This window comes from Aureispira sp. CCB-QB1 (assembly GCF_000724545.1).
Taxonomy (GTDB): domain Bacteria; phylum Bacteroidota; class Bacteroidia; order Chitinophagales; family Saprospiraceae; genus Aureispira.
In genome coordinates this window covers 164,220-180,125 of the sequence record NZ_JHBV01000029.1, presented here as the reverse complement: position 1 = coordinate 180,125, position 15,906 = coordinate 164,220, and the positions used below count along the sequence as shown (strand labels likewise).

At 35.3% G+C, this 15,906-nt stretch carries 14 protein-coding genes; 8 read left to right on the top strand and 6 right to left on the bottom strand.

Annotation, left to right across the window (positions count from 1 at the left end):
* From CG11_RS14390 to CG11_RS14375, 4 genes are all read left to right on the top strand, one after another.
* Entirely contained in the window at nt 1-828 is an 828-nt protein-coding gene (locus CG11_RS14390) for a hypothetical protein (protein WP_156039781.1), read from the top strand.
* Between the two features lie 127 nt (nt 829-955).
* Entirely contained in the window at nt 956-1,516 is a 561-nt protein-coding gene (locus CG11_RS14385; protein ID WP_052597384.1) for a DUF4476 domain-containing protein, read from the top strand.
* 531 nt (nt 1,517-2,047) lie between these two features.
* Nucleotides 2,048-2,830 (top strand): hypothetical protein, encoded by a 783-nt coding sequence (locus CG11_RS14380; RefSeq protein WP_052597381.1) that lies wholly within the window; start codon nt 2,048-2,050, stop codon nt 2,828-2,830.
* Between the two features lie 19 nt (nt 2,831-2,849).
* Nucleotides 2,850-4,601 (top strand): hypothetical protein, encoded by a 1,752-nt coding sequence (locus CG11_RS14375; protein ID WP_052597379.1) that lies wholly within the window; start codon nt 2,850-2,852, stop codon nt 4,599-4,601.
* 235 nt (nt 4,602-4,836) lie between these two features.
* Here CG11_RS14375 and ffh read toward each other — a convergent pair whose 3' ends face one another.
* Nucleotides 4,837-6,177 carry a signal recognition particle protein gene (gene ffh, locus CG11_RS14370; protein ID WP_052597376.1) on the bottom strand — a complete coding sequence of 447 codons (1,341 nt, stop codon included), beginning with the start codon at nt 6,175-6,177 and terminating at the stop codon, nt 4,837-4,839.
* 386 nt (nt 6,178-6,563) lie between these two features.
* Between ffh and CG11_RS14365 the strand changes: the two genes are divergently transcribed.
* The 3 genes from CG11_RS14365 to CG11_RS14355 all read left to right on the top strand — a co-directional run bounded on the left by CG11_RS14365 (nt 6,564) and on the right by CG11_RS14355 (nt 9,217).
* A complete protein-coding gene (locus CG11_RS14365; RefSeq protein ID WP_052597374.1) occupies nt 6,564-7,232 on the top strand; it encodes a VOC family protein in 669 nt (222 codons plus the stop codon).
* A gap of 193 nt (nt 7,233-7,425) precedes the next feature.
* Nucleotides 7,426-8,400 (top strand): hypothetical protein, encoded by a 975-nt coding sequence (locus CG11_RS14360; protein WP_052597372.1) that lies wholly within the window; start codon nt 7,426-7,428, stop codon nt 8,398-8,400.
* Nucleotides 8,401-8,449: 49 nt separating this feature from the next.
* The gene (locus tag CG11_RS14355; protein WP_156039780.1) at nt 8,450-9,217 is read left to right on the top strand and encodes a hypothetical protein; all 768 of its coding nucleotides are present in this window, start codon (nt 8,450-8,452) and stop codon (nt 9,215-9,217) included.
* A gap of 45 nt (nt 9,218-9,262) precedes the next feature.
* Here the strand turns inward: CG11_RS14355 and CG11_RS14350 are convergent, their stop codons facing one another.
* The 5 genes from CG11_RS14350 to CG11_RS14330 form a co-directional block, all read right to left on the bottom strand.
* A complete protein-coding gene (locus tag CG11_RS14350) occupies nt 9,263-9,637 on the bottom strand; it encodes a VOC family protein (protein ID WP_052597368.1) in 375 nt (124 codons plus the stop codon).
* 36 nt (nt 9,638-9,673) lie between these two features.
* Entirely contained in the window at nt 9,674-11,395 is a 1,722-nt protein-coding gene (locus CG11_RS14345) for a dynamin family protein (RefSeq protein ID WP_052597366.1), read from the bottom strand.
* 65 nt (nt 11,396-11,460) lie between these two features.
* The gene (locus CG11_RS14340; protein WP_052597364.1) at nt 11,461-12,093 is read right to left on the bottom strand and encodes an MOSC domain-containing protein; all 633 of its coding nucleotides are present in this window, start codon (nt 12,091-12,093) and stop codon (nt 11,461-11,463) included.
* 330 nt (nt 12,094-12,423) lie between these two features.
* Nucleotides 12,424-13,431, bottom strand: a complete 1,008-nt coding sequence (locus tag CG11_RS14335; protein WP_052597362.1) for a hypothetical protein — start codon at nt 13,429-13,431, stop codon at nt 12,424-12,426.
* Complete coding sequence (locus tag CG11_RS14330) at nt 13,415-14,278, bottom strand: ATP-grasp domain-containing protein (RefSeq protein WP_052597361.1); 864 nt, start codon at nt 14,276-14,278, stop codon at nt 13,415-13,417. Before CG11_RS14330 ends, CG11_RS14335 begins: the two co-directional genes overlap by 17 nt.
* A gap of 372 nt (nt 14,279-14,650) precedes the next feature.
* On the opposite strand from CG11_RS14330, the gene CG11_RS14325 reads away from it, so the two are divergent.
* Nucleotides 14,651-15,886 carry a T9SS type A sorting domain-containing protein gene (locus CG11_RS14325; protein WP_052597359.1) on the top strand — a complete coding sequence of 412 codons (1,236 nt, stop codon included), beginning with the start codon at nt 14,651-14,653 and terminating at the stop codon, nt 15,884-15,886.
* The last annotated feature ends 20 nt before the right edge of the window (nt 15,887-15,906 follow it).

The window sequence follows — 15,906 nt, the reverse complement described above, 5'->3', positions numbered from 1 at the left end:
ATGAATAACCGTATGCATACAGAAAAAATATGGCAAGAATATAAAGACCGATATCAAGATAAAGGGTATACATTGGTTGATGTACAGGAAACTTATTTTCCAATATGGAAATGTACACAGGAGCTAATCAGTTGTTCACAAATACCTTTGGATGGATTTAGTCGGGTGATCTTGCAAACGATAGAGGCTGGAAAGGTGGCGCACAAAGAAATTTGTGCTTTTCTAGGTTTAGATAAGGAGCGTTTTGTTTTAGGACAATTTCATTATTTGTTGCAACAAGATTTTGTCCGACTAGCGGAGGATCAAACTTATTGGATAACTCCCCAAGGAAAAGAGTTGTTGAAAGAACAGGCAAAAGTAGAGCAATTAGATAGCATTAAATTTGAGTATTATATTATACAAGGACAAGCTAGTACTCAAAAAGAAAAAATGGCGTTGCAGTTTTTTAATCCTAAGCAGCCTCTAAATACGGACTTATCCACTGCCAAACAAGCAAATTTTGAAGGATATCGAGTTTATCAAAGTAATCGTTTAGAGCGAAGCTCTAGCGTTCAAATATTGCCTCATGATCAAAATCAAGCTCCCAATTTGAGTAAATTAAGAAGTCAAAAAAATAAGTTGGCTGATTTTTTTACCAAAGTGACAGGCAAGCAATTGTATAGTTTTGGAACAGGGGGCGTAAAATGTTATCCACATCATCTTTGTTTTTTGAAATTACTCTATCAGAAAGAAGGAGATAAGAGGGCTTCTGTGATAGATGTTCGGCAATCTCCTAAATCTGTATGGCGTTTTGAGGGGTTTGAATTAGAAACCTTTTTTTATAGTTGATCCAATTTTATGCTCTAAAAGATCAATAACCATGAAGTAGCAGCGAACCGAGCTATGCGAGCTCACGACCGTAGGGAGTAACAAAGCTAACTACTAAAACTAAATTAAGTAACGATAAAAAAATAATATGAAAAGAACAATAGGAATTTTTTTGATGGGATTGTTACTCGTAGGATGCGAAGGCAATGGTACGATTTCGGGAGAAATGAGTGGCAAATACGAATCTACAACAACACATTCTTATACAGAGAAAGTGAATGGGAAAACGGTCAGAGAGACCAATTCTAAAACAACTTCTAGCGGTGGTTTTGAAAATGATTTTAATGTGGTGATAGGAAATGGAGATACAACATTGGCACAAAATGAAATTCCAGTTTTAAATCCTAAAATTAGTTGCACAAAGCAGTTGAGTCTAGAGGATGTGGAGGCCTTAAAAACGAAAGTTAGCCAAGCGCATTTGGATAAAAATAGAGTATTAACGGCTAAAATTTTAATCAATGATTGGTGCTTAACTTCCAATCAGGTAAGAGATGTTTTAGCCTTGTTTACAATGGATAAATATCGGTTGGAATTTGCAAAATTTGCTTATGGTCATGTCACCGATAGAATTAATTATGGTCGTGTCAAAGATGCTTTTTCTTTTGATGCTACCAAGCAACTGTTGGATAATTATATCAATACTTTGTAACGAAGAAAAGTTTGGTCTATAAACCTTTTATGGTTGAGGAATAATGTAAAGATTGCCTTGGGTTCTAATAGAATTCAAGGTTTTTTTATTGCTATACAATATAGTAATACTCCGTTGCTTTTTAGTTTTCCTACGAACCCGTAGGCTCACGAAGTAAAAACATAAAAAAGTACCTTGCATTAGTTTATTACATGAGCGCTTTGCTTTTAGTTAGCTGCGCTGCTATTGCGTGGTTTCAAGGGAGTAATGATATAGACAAGCGTTCAATATCCTTATTTAATGGGATTTTACAAAAGTAAAAAAGTTGGTTTCTTATTGTTTTGTAGATGCTTTATCTTTAAAATAGTTATTCGAATAATATATTTATTAACTTATAAGTAATCATCTAGAAAAAAATCTATAAAAATAAGATTCTTTTTAACTATAATTTTTTATGTCCACTTAATCAAGGGCTTAGATGATAACAATACTTCTAAATTTAGTGCTATTGATTAATAATAACTCGATTTATAACCAACTAAAAGAAAATGTATGCGTAATTTATTAATGCTCTTAATGCTAGGGGCTATCTTTTTGGGAGCTTGTTCTCAAGATGATTTTTTTGACAAGCTAAGAAAAGAAACCCCACCTCATGTAGTTCTCAAAACGCTCACCTATTATGGAACACCAATTGTTAATTTGGAGTTTCAACAATACTTAGCGAGAGATTATACCAATCAAATAGATACAGGATCTATTTTACTCAAAGTAAGGAATTTAGATGCTCAACCCATTGATTCCTTAGAAATTACCTTGTTTTTGTACGAACAAGAAAGTCGAACCTCTAATGATTTGGCACAAGCTAAAAAGACAACGTTTTTGATTGCCAATTTGGTAGATTCTACCGTATTGCCTCTTTTCAAAACGGTTACCACCTTAAAAACAGCAGAACATATAGAGGTTTTTTGTACCCAATACAACCGCCAAAATTCATGGAGTGGCTATTATATTGGTCAGGTGGAAGCTTTTGATACCGTCTCAACAGCCACATTGTTAGGAGCGGGGAGTGTATACGGTGTGATTACAGCTGATAATAAGCTAGATTTTAGATTGCCACAATCGCCCCTTAGTACACAACAAATACGAGGAGTGTTCACTACTGATTTTAGTGCTTTTGTTGGGACAGGTTATACCGATTCGGGGGATACCACTGCTCAATTTTCCTTGGATACCTTGACAAGAATCAATGCTGACAACATACAAATCAGTTGGATACATCATCCAAGAAATGCTGCTGACCCTGTTGATAGTTTAAATTTTACATCATTTAATTAACCTCTAACGCCAATTTATTATGAAATATCTAATTATAATAAGCTTATTGTTAGGCTGTATTATCAGCTCCTTAGCGCAAACAACACTCATATCAGGAAGAACCATTTTAATTTCTGATGGAAAAGATGATCATGTCTATGAAGCAACCGTAATCCGTACTTCTAAAGACAAATTTCAGGTAGAGATTAAATATGGAAATAAAACAACTCAATTCTTTGATAGCCCTTTGAGATTAAATACATTTACAGCTAAATTTAATGTTGCAGTAGACAAGGCAGGAGGACCAGCAGAAGTAACTTCAGCTGAAAATAGTGCTAATTTGCAAGTGGCGGCAAGTGCTTTGTATCATAATATTGTGATGCTAAACAGCCTAAATCCAGCTGCTGCTACAGGACCCAAAGCGGGCGATTTTAAGGTCCATCAAACGGTTCCTGTGTACGCTACTATTTATGATAATTCTGCGAAGATTAATAGACATTATCCCAATTCATCAAAGGGAGGGGGGACTCTCCCTATCACCGATTCAGCTTCATCCGCTGTACGTACAAGCTTGGTGCCAGATACTCCTTTGGCAAAGATAACCGCCAATTCATTTACAGTAAATAAAGTAGAAATAGTCGTTCACAATGGTTTTATCAATGAACTTAGGGCAACTGTAACCATAGGAGGAACGGAGTACCTTTTTACGAATCCTATTCCAATTGGCATTTCGTCCAATAGAAATATCAGTAGATTTAACGAATACTATATCCGTTGTCATGATCCCATTCATTATAGGGTAGCAGGTGAGGATCTATTTAAACCTAAAGGCTATGTGGATTATATAATTAACTTAAAAGATTTGTTAGAATATATCCCTGATTTAACGAGAAATGTATTGGACAAAAGTCCTCAAAATGGCACCCATATCATTCTAGTGAAGCAAGACCCGACCGTACATACGGTATACAAAGAGCCCCTAAGTCGAATCATACAAGCTGCTGTCTTTTCTGATTTTATGGGGATAGAAGAGGACAAGCCCAATGGCTTAATTCAGACAGATATATACCGTCGAATCAACTTGCATACAATCCGAAATCAATTGTGGGGAAGTAAAGATATCAATTGGGGGATTTTTCAATATTTACGACCTAATATAACCATATCAAAAGTAGAAGACAAAGAACGAGTTTTGCCGCTAGATTATTTAACCACCACGATTAATGGTCAAGAAAAAACGCATGGATATGCTACCTCCATTGATTTACATTTGTATCAATACATGAGAGTAGGGAGTTTGTTTAATTTGGCATTATTTCAAAATCCTCATTTACATACTACCGTTGAGTTTAATTCTGGGTTTTACTTTGGTTTGGTTCCGTTAAAAGATTCGTTACGATTAAACCCTGTTCGACTCCCCGAAAATAATGAATACACAGCAGTGACATTGGAAACATTTTTGGAAGCCAATATAAAATTTTCGATGGATAAATACTTTGGTTTTAGTATGAGTTATACGCCCTTTTTGTTATTGGGTTTGGGGGAATATTACAACCAGGTAAAAGACAGAGATGATTTTAGGAATGACTTGAAACAGGGCGAATTTTGGGATCGTTCTCTGTTAGGAAAAGCAGAGCTATTGGTTTGGTTAAAACCAGCTCCGAATAAAAGCAATGGTAGATTTTTTGGTCGTTACAGGTTCATACACCAATTCACGAATGCCAATTTATATTATCATCAAATTCAAGTCGGTTATTCTTTCTATTTAGAAATTCCGAGACCTAAGAGCTAGAAAAACAAAAGCCTTAAACTCAGAGATAGAGTTTAAGGCTTCTTTTTATATTTTAAGTAAGTGGACAGAAAAAAGTATAGTTAAAAATGTAATTGTTTTTAGTGCTGTTCAAAGAAAAGAATTGAAGTTTTAGCGGGCTAAAACGAGATTTTTTGATGAAGAACAGTGCAAAAAGAATTCTATTTTGCCTATAAATTTTTATGAACGATTACTTATTACAGTTATTGAGATCGAACTAACGTCCAGGGAATTTTGGCATGCTCATTCCACCACCACCTTGGCCTTGCATTTTGCTCATTTGATGCATCATCTTACGCATTTGCTCAAATTGGCGCATAAATTGGTTGACCTCTTCTAGTTTATTTCCAGAACCACGAGCGATACGTTTTTTGCGGCTACCATTGATAATACTAGGGTTTTTACGTTCTTGAGGAGTCATCGAATTGATAATAGCTTCAATTTTGCTAAAGGCATTATCATCAATGTCCAAATTTTTAGCAATTTTGCCCATACCAGGAATCATGCTAATCAAGTTCTTTAAGTTACCCATTTTGCGGATATGGTTCAACTGAGTTTTGAAGTCGTCAAAATCAAATTTGTTCTTTTTGATTTTGCTTTCCAAACGTTTGGCTTCTTTCTCATCGAATTGTTCTTGAGCTTTTTCAACCAAAGAAACAATATCTCCCATACCTAAAATACGCTGAGCCATACGATCAGGGTGGAAGACATCTAATTCATCCATTTTTTCCCCTCTACTAACAAACTTAATTGGCTTGCCAACCGTGTATTTGATAGAAAGTGCCGCACCACCACGAGTATCACCGTCCATTTTGGTCAATACAACTCCATCGTAATTAATACGTTCGTTAAAGGCTTTTGCCGTATTAACAGCATCTTGACCTGTCATGGCATCCACAACGAATAATGCTTCAGAAGGATTGATACCATTTTTAACAGCTTCAATTTCATTCATCATTTCTTCGTCTACAGCCAAACGACCCGCTGTATCGACAATAACCACATCAAAGCCCATTTTGGCAGCGTGAGCCACTGCATTTTGAGCAATTTCAACAGGGTTTTCGTTTTCTAATTCTTTATATACCTCTACCCCCACTTGCTCTCCTAAAACAGTTAGCTGAGTGATGGCCGCAGGACGATAAACATCACAAGCAGAAAGTAAAACACGCTTGCCTTTTTTTACTTTTAAAAATTTTGCTAATTTACCTGTAAAAGTAGTTTTACCCGAACCTTGTAAACCAGCAATTAAGATAATACCTGGTTTCCCTTTGATATTAATACCTGTTGCTTGACCACCCATTAGTTCGACCAATTCATCGTTAACGATTTTGGTCATTAATTCACCAGGACGAACAGAAGCAAGTACATTTTTAGTTCCCAAAGCTTGCGCCTTGATTTTATCTGTAAATTCTTTGGCAATTTTGTAGTTTACATCGGCACCAACTAAGGCACGACGAATCTCTTTAATGGAGGTAGCGACGTTAATTTCCGTTAGTTTACCGTCTCCTGTCAACGACTTAAAGGCACCTTCTAAACGTTCTGATAAACTGTCAAACATGGTATTTCTTTATTTGATTCTTAATTTTTTTCTATATAAATGCTTACTGAAAACTTGAAAATACTATCTGCCAAATCATTCAAATGTAGGTTGTGATTTTTGTGATAAAACAACTACTTTGAATGCATTTATAAACAATAAAATAGTAAGGAATCAGTATCGACCTGCGAATATACTAAAAATATGAAAAAGTAACTTTATCTGATTGTACTTTTTTATCTTTGAACAAAGTCAATAGCTATCTAGTTTACAAAAACTAAGTGAAACCTACTAAAAAAGACCCGCTGAAGTAGCACTTATCGGCTTTTTTATTTTTTAGAAAAAACAAAGGGCATCTCTGTATTTCAGCAATAATAAATCTATGGAGCGTATCAAAAATACATAAAATGAATTTCAATAAAATAAAGCTTTATAGCGCCAATTTAGCGGCACAAATATCCTTCTATACGCAAACGTTAGGATTTGAGTTGTTAGAAAAAACAGCCAATACGTTTAGCCTAAAAATAGGAAAAACAGTCTTGCAGTTTGTTGAGAAAAGTGGAGCAACCAATTATCATTATGCTTTTAACATTCCGTCCAACAAAGGAGCAGAGGCATTAAAATGGCTTCAACAGCGGGTAAATATTTTGGATTGGCAAGGAATGGATTTAGTTGACTTTTCAGATTGGAATGCTGAGGCAATGTATTTTTATGATAAAGATATGAATATCGTGGAGCTGATTGCCAGAAAAAATTTAAATATGGATAGAAAGGAAGCATTTGGAGTAGATCAAGTACTGGAAGTTAGCGAAATAGGAGTGCCAACCAATGCTGTAAAAGCTGTCTATAAGAGCTTGCTACAAACTTTTCCTATAGAACGCTACAGTGGTGATTTGGCACGTTTTGCGGCTTTGGGTGATGAGCATGGTTTATTTATTGTTATTAATAACAAGCAGAAAAAATGGATTCCTAGAAATGACGAAGCCCACTTTTCGCCTTTTGAAGTACATTTAAAACACCAGAACAGCCACTTTGAACTTCAATACAAAAATGGAATATTTGTTAGAATTAACTAGGCTTAGAGTAACCAAAGACTATTATTTTCAACCGAATACTAATTATTAAAAAATAGTACTTAAAAATAAAAAAAAGTAACTTATTTTGTATTTTATAAGTGAATTTTAGCCGTTAGAAACCTTTTATTATTGGTTGTTCAGGACAATTAATTGGAGCAGGCATTAAAAAAAATACAAAAATAGAGATCACTAAATGAGATTATGTTACGTGCTTTTAGTAGCACTTTTTACGATTACCATAGCTTGTGAAGCCCCTCAAGAAGAAGCACTCGATACATCAATACTAGAAACAGTAGCAAAAAAAATAGACACGTCTTTAGTCAAAAAAAAATTAACAAAAGAAGAAACAATAGGTCTGGGCAAACCAATCTGGGGATATCGCTTTGTCTTATTAGGAGATTTTAATGGAGATCATATTCAAGATACCTTGGTAGAACGTCATGTAAATGCAAAAACAAAACAAGAAACCAATAAATTTTTTGAAAACTTGGATATAATGGCTTATCAAGGTGGAAAGATAGAAGATCATGAGTTTTATTCTTATATGGTTAGCAATACCTTAAAAGATACGTTTCCCTTTACGTCTGATTTGGGAGTCGCTTATGCCGAAACAATCGGAGATATTGATGGTGATGGTGCGGATGAAATAGGAGTTGTAGAATTTCATGCGGATTATTCAAGTGTGAATACCTATAGAATTTATACTTACAAAGATACTTGGAAGCTGTACTATTCTTTTGAAATTAGAGATTGGGAATTTCCTGACTTGCCAGAACACAATATTAGATATGGGTTGTTTGGAGCAATGGGTAAAGTCGTGGTACACGATGTGGATCAAAATAAAGCTCTAGAAGAAGCAATTAAAAATTATCAACGTGTCAAAATAGTCGCTCCAAATACGATTGAATATGCCGCTTTTGATGTTGGAGATTGTGCCATGAATTACATCTACCAAGCATATGAAGACAGCATACTTTGGGTTGTACCTGAGTTTCCAATCAAGGATAAAAGAATTGTTTCTGTTTGGACAGAATATGAATATTATGCTGCAGATGAATTAGAACAAATTAAAACAGGCAAGGAACTACTCGAAATTTGTGATCCTGCTTCTTTGTTTAGACAAAGAGTTCAATTTAAACCAGCTCCAAACACCCATTGGGTACAATAGTGCATCTAGCTTATATGAATGTAATGATTATTTCTAAAAGTTGATGATTTTGAAAATATTACTTTTATTCCTTATCTGTTTACTGGTTAGTTGTCAAAGCCCTGGTTCGCTGGTGCCTGAAATTAGTTACCCTATTTGTATTGATAATGTTAATTTTGATTCTACAGTACTTGAATATGATGATTATAATCAAATGTTAAAGGGACATATTTTATATATAGGCAAAGAAAAAGATACAATATACATTGATTATCAACCGCCATTTTATATAGGTATCCCGCCTCCGCCGCCACCTCAAGATTTCTTACAAACAGTAACGGTTCAAAAAGATACAATGAAAGATAGTTTGACAAAAAAGTTAACTACTTTAAAACCCAAATGGGATTCCTGTAGATGTTATATGGCAGATTGTAATAGTCAATATGCATCGGTTTTGATAGGTGATACCGTTGATTTGAGAGTTATCGTAGATACCAACCGCCATTTGTTATCCTATAATTATTTGGCAATTAAGAGACAAGCGTTTAAAGCCTATCCTGTTATTATCAAAAATTTAGAAGAAGATACGATAGTTTTTGCAACGCAATATTCTATCCCTTTGGTTCTAGAAGGATATATGGGGAAAAAATGGGAAGAATTAAAAGAGCCTTATCAGTATAGAGGTTGTGGTATGGGGGCAATTTATTGGTTGTTACCACCTAATGAAATTGCTGTTACTACTATTCCAATCTATCAGTGGAAAACACAACGAAAACTTAGAATAAAATTAGGGCAAAACTACTCTTCTATTTTTACGGGCTACATTCATCCTTCATAAACCTATTCTTCGTTTTTCCAAAGCATATTTCTTATGTGAATTGGACTATTTCTCTTGATAAACCACCACCACTCTAAACCCATCAGGGTCTACATAAGTTAGCCCATAGTTATCCCAGTAGGTGTTTTTTGCCTTGACAGAGGGAATCTTGTTGGCTTCAAAATTTGCTTTTATACGTTCCAAATCTTCTACACTTGGCATATAAAAAACCAATAAATCATCCTCGTCTGGATGGTGTTCAGGAGCATCAGAAGATACTGTAAATTCTAGATGCCAATCCAAGCCTTTTTTGCCTAAAAAGACCCCATCATAATCACTATGATTGTTAAAACCACCTAAGATTTCCAGTTCCAAATTTTGAGTATAAAAATCAACCATAGCTTGCAAATTAGTTGCATGTCGAGCAATTCGGAATTTCATAGTTGTATTGTTTGTATCGGTTACTGAAACGTTGTTTTAACTGAAAATCTTACGTTCAACTTCTTTTAACTCATTTTTGAGTTGGTGCGCAACTTTGTCGTATTCCTTGATTTGGTTGGCTTCTGATTTTAGGTGATAGTCAAAATCGACAAACTGATCGTTGATTTTTAGTTTAATTTGATTAAAATAACTACTTAAATTTTGGGTCAGCGTTTCTTCAAAAAGTACTCGTTTTTGAGCCAAAGCTTCTTTTACATCAGCGATATATTTTCCTTTTTTGCTAAAGGCAATACCGCCAGCCAATAACAAGCCAAGTCCCGTAGCAATGCCCCCAGTAATGTCCAAAACAGAAATTTGAGTAATAAATGTCAAGGCACCACCAACAGCGGCAACACCACCCGCTACATTAACACCTGTATAATCAACCCCATTGCCTTTGACAACTTGATCACCTTTAAAAACAGAAGATTTATCCAAAAAGTCGGTCAAATTTTGCTTGAGAGAATGTACAATTTCATTGCGTTTTTCGTCAATTTTATGAAACATTTCTGTCGGACGAATACGAATGTCCTCCAAAGCATCTAGTTCCTCTTTGACACCAATAACCATATAGGTAATGTCACTTTTAAGGCTATCAACACCACTATCTAAGATTAAATTAGTATCCTTGTTCAAGCGTTCTACATGTTCTTTGTTGACTTTTTCTAGCCATTCTTGGGTACTTTCACCTCCAAAGACAGAGCGAATGGACTTAAAGGTAAAGCTAAAGAATCCAATACCTTTGTTCAATTCCTCCAATGTCTTTTCAGTATTGGCATCATAAGCCGCCAAGCATTTACGGGTTAAATTTTGAATGTTAGACAAAGTGAGTGATTCTTTGCTTTTGATAATGCTAGCGATTCTTTCCCTTGCTTCCGTATCTTTAGCAAATTTTGTTTTGCGCAAATCGAACTCCTGATGAATATCTGCCATGAGCTTTTTAATCACCTTGACATCTTCAATAATTTTGTTCAGAGCAGCATTTTTTAAAACATCACTATTGATATAATCTCGGATGGGAGCAAAACCACTTTCAGCAGTTTTGCCTTCGTCTTCTAATTTAGAAGAGGTAACATATATCAACGGATTTTCAATGTTTTCGTTAATGGCGTACTTGGTTAGAATGTTCTTATAGTTGATCTTTTCTTCCTCGCTGTAACGGTCGGCTTTGGTAAGAACAAAAACTACTTTTTTAGACCATTCGCCTTTTATTTTTTGAAACAAATCCCAAGCAGATTGTACGTGGATGTTGTCCAATTGAAAAACAAACAAGACCAAATTACATTTAGGAATGAAGCGTTCTGTAATCACTTGATGATCTAGTTCTCTACTGTTGGTGCCAGGCGTATCAACTACCGTAATTTCTTTTAGAATGTCCGCGGGAAACTGACGTGTTGTAATGCGTTCGTGTGTATCTTGAGTCAATGTTTCTTGTTCGCCATAGATGATTTTTTGTACATCTTGCGTACAAATTTCATGGCTAGTGGCACAGATAGGGCTACCCAACAAAGCATTGACAAAACTACTTTTGCCTGCATTTACTTCTCCAACAATGACAAACAAAAAGTTTTCATTAATATTATCAATTTGCCCTTTTAAAATTTCTCTAGTTTCTTTGCTAGCACCAAATTCTCTAGCAGCTACTAGAAGATTGGAGCCCATTAATTTTAAGGAGGCTTTTAACTCTTTTATATGTTGACTGACTTCTATTTTGCTCATAGTTTGTTGTGATTATAACCATAATGGGGTATAAGGTAAGGAAACTATACGATTCTCCAAAGGGATTATAGAAAGGACAAAAAGTTTTTTCTAATCCCATTGGGCAGGAGTGGGATATCCAAGATTTTTTCAAGCAAAACTTTATCTTTTCCCTTACTTACAAAAGTATTGACAAGGTCTTGGATAGAAATAGCGTAAGGAGAAGACTCTATCAACTTAATTGTGTCTCCAGCCTCCAAAGTCCCTTCTTCTAAGACGCGAAAATAAATGCCATAACGTTTGAAATTATAAAACAAACTCGTCATGTCTTCCCGATCAAAGCAAATATTTAATTTAAAACACGGAATTCTAGGCTGAGTAGCTTGAATGACCACCGAACCAATTTGGTAAATGTTCCCAATTAAAACTTGTGTTTCATCCAATCCCTCTGTACTCAGATTTTCCCCAAAAAGACCAAAAGACCACTCGTCTCGATGAAGTTGCTTTTTCCAAGCTTCGTAATGTGATAGGTCATAACTATAAATAGCTTTGTCTCTACCACCATGATAACGAAGGTCTGCTTGTTGGTCTCCTACTATATTCAAGAAAGAAACCGATTGTTTACCATGAATAGGTTGTTTAAAAATACTAGTTTGAACTGTTTTTCCTTTCCAAGTAAGCGTTTGAGGTTGTCCTACATTTAATGATATTAATTTCATGCAATAATTTGTTTAAAAAATCCAACAATAGTTAGCTGCGCTGCTACTACGTGGTCATTGAAAAACTTTATTAGTTTGATAATTAACAAGTTGTGGATTTACTATGTTTTGTGTTAAAATTTTGATTATCAACTGCGCAGCACTTACGAAGTACCACGAAGTAGCAGCGCAGCTAAACTAGTATAAATGTGATTTTTTATCTTTTTGGTAACTAAGTTTGCGATCTCACGAGCGCAGCGAGCTAAAAAAGTAAACAACTAAGCGATAGCGATCTCACGACCGCAGGGAGCTAATCAACGAACTACTAATCCAAGGAGTATAACTAATATTTTATTCCCAAATAAGTGAAAAATCTAAGTTTTCCCCAGCCGTTTTTAAGTGATAAACTTCTTGTTTTTCAAATGCCATCCAAAATGCTTCCCATGCTTCTTTGGTTAATAATAATGCAAAACCATCCTCAAGCATTCGACTAGAATTTTCGGATTGTTCGCCAATTAATACCAACATACAACCACTAATAACCGTACCATTGCTATTAGGAAGGGTAATGGCTTCTGGTGTATTGGGAGCAAAAGACCAAGTTAGACAAGCATCTGCCTCTGCTGCCAAGGATGGTAAGATGCCAATTGGCACAGGTCCCGACAAGGCATCTGGAGGAAAGTCAATTTTTAAAGAGGTAGAAATTTTTAAATAGATGTGATTGTTATTTAACATGGTAACAGTCGCTTCTCTCAAATTGACCCGATTGACACGCAATAACAAACTATCTTGAAGTTCTTTAATTAACAAGTTTTCCCGATGATGGTCTGTCCAGTAAGGAAATGGATAATAGCGGGCTTGTTTGCCTAGCATAGATAAAATTCTAAGGGCTCCAAAATCTTGAACTGTTTGCACTTCTTCTAAAGTTAATAGAATCATACTGAGGCAATTTGGGGGAAGTTTGGATTGCAAATGCAATGGCGCAGGGGCATATACAATGCCTTTCCATCCCCACATGTCTTTACTGCCAAATTGTGTAATATCACCCTCTTTGACAATGCGCCCTTGTTGTGCTAATTGATAGACTTGGGCTAGAAAAAATAGAGGATCTTGTGGAATATTTGACACATCAATTTGATTGGTTTTTAGAACAAAAAACAATTCTTGTTGCCCCACTGATGTTAGCCCTTTGCTAAGATAAGACAGAGCATTAAGGTTGCTGTTGCCCATACTTTTAGGGATTTGATGCTCGTCAACAATAACGGATAGCTGATTTGGGACAACTTCTATAGTTATAGGAAAATGATCATTGGTTGCCTTCCCTTTTAATTTGGATAGTAGTTTATTTATAAATTTCATAAGTTGAATGGTTGTTTTCTAGTTCAAGAATATTTTGCCAAAGTAAAAATGGAGCAACACCTGCATAACCACTCTCTTGAGCATCGTTGCACTCGATTATAATCCATTTGCCCTTTTGAGTTAACGCTAAATCAATGACAAGAAAGGGAACTTGAATTCGGTTGGCTGCTTGTTGCGCTAATTGAAGTGCAACTTGTTGTTGTTGGGGCGACCATTGATAATTGGCAAACTGTGACCAATAAGGACCACTGCCAACCAAGTTGCCTTTCCACCAAAAGGTTCTAAACTCAAAAGAAAGAGGGACTTTATCGGGAACTTGTTGCTTTAGCGAATGTAGTGGAACATAGGTTCTACAAACAACAGCTTGCCAATGCAAAATGTTATTTTCTTGATAGGCTTTAGCAATTTGTTGAAAGTCAGTTTTATTCTTAGCAATACAAAGATCGGGATGATGTTTTGCCGTTTGTCGATTTCCCTTTATGAATATTGGAAAGCTAAAATCTTTTAGGACGGTTGCCAAGTTTGGAAAATTAGGATAAACTTTGCTTTTGGGAGTCATCTCAGCTATTAAAGGGTACCAAAACTGAAGCTCACTAGCCAGTTGGTGTTGTTTTGGAGAATTAATTAATTCAAAACCCAATTCTTGATAGGTAAGATATAATGAGGAATAATCTGCAATGGCACCAATTCTAGCAACAATTTTTGATGGCTCATTTATACGAGGTCGAGAAACTGAAAAAAGAGGTGTGAATTGAAAATCATATGCTCGAATGTTCGTGGTTTGATTGGCAAGCCAAAGTTTTTTTTCAAGGCAAAAAAAGTCTGTTTTCTTTAAATCTTGTTTCATGAGTTAATTTGGATGTTGAATGTGTGTTTTCTATATGTAATAAACATTTTATGTCAAATAAGGAAGATAAACTAAGTAATCTATTTAGACATACTTTTTTAGTAATGATGTATTTGGTACCATTTAATGATAGATGATTGATTGTAAGAAAAAAATCAGCCAATGATAGATACGTATAATAGTTGAAAAAAAGGATAAACAAGATTCTTTTTTTGTTGTAGAAAAAAAACAATACAAAGGTTACTATTGTATTGCATAGAATCAGTTAAATGTAAAGTGTTTTTTATTAAAAACTAAAAACACACAGCGCATGAATTAATCAACAACCAAGAAGTAGCAGCACAGCTAACTACTAAGTTAATAGTAATAGCAATGAAAACAAGTCTTTCTTTTATCTTAATTTTTGCATTTTTAATAAAAGCACAAAGTCAAAATTTGGTTCCAGACCCTAGTTTTGAAAATTCAGGTTGTGCAACTGGCAATATCAGACTACCTTGGCAGCGACCAACTGGCTCTACAACTACTCCTGATTTATTTAATGTCTGTGGTTTCCCCTCAACAGCAAGCTGTGCTTCAAAAGGAATCCCTGTCAATATGGGAGGTAGCACCAATCCTGCTCATAGTGGCAATGCTTATGCTGGAATTGTAGATGTATATGATTTGGGTGCTCCCAATGGTAGAGAGTATTTGCAAGTACGGTTAACAAGCCCATTAGCAGCAGGCCAACGATATAATATTGGATTTTGGATATTAAGACCCGATTCTACTAAATATGCCACCAACGGTAAAGGCATGTATCTTTCTTCGAGTCAGACGCCTCAAGCAGGGAATCAATTTATTAATGTGGTTCCGCAAGTAGTTTCAGGGGTAGTCTCAGATGCCAATAATTGGACGTTGGTCAGTGGCATTTATACTGCTTCGGGAGGAGAAGAGTGGTTGACGATTGGTAATTTTTATGATGATGCAACAACAACCATTCAATTAACGGGAACTGCGGCTACCAATGGTTGTATATTAATAAATCGAGCGGCCTACTATTTTATAGATGATGTATTTGTTGAAGCTCACATTGTGCTTCCATTGAAACAATTTCAAGTCAAAAAAAGAGGGGTGATGACAAGCTTGCTATCTTGGGAAGTGTCTAATATAGAATCATACCAAGAGATACGCATCCAAAGAGGTTCAGACGGAATTCATTTTGAAACCATCGCAACATTAGAAGAATTAAAGTCATTGCAAGAATGGGAGGATAATAATCCTTTGAGTGGAGCGAATTATTACCGTCTAGAGATGGTCTTAAAAGCAGAAATTATAGAACATTCTGCTATAAAAGTCTTGAATCATTCAACATCAAATATGGTTATTAATGTTTATCCAAATCCATTTGTCCATCAAATAGAGGTTAAATTTGAGGAAGACATTGCGCTTGAAGCGTTAGAAATAGAGTTATGGAATAGTCTTGGAGAGTGTATGCCAATTCATTTATCTGAGGTATACCAAAATCAAAAAGTAAAGCTTGAGGTTCCAGAAACACTTCCCAAAGGGATGTATTGGTTGCGACTAACAAATGGAAGAAATATAACGTGCCACAAGGTTTTAAAAGATTAGTTCTATAGTTGTGACTACTG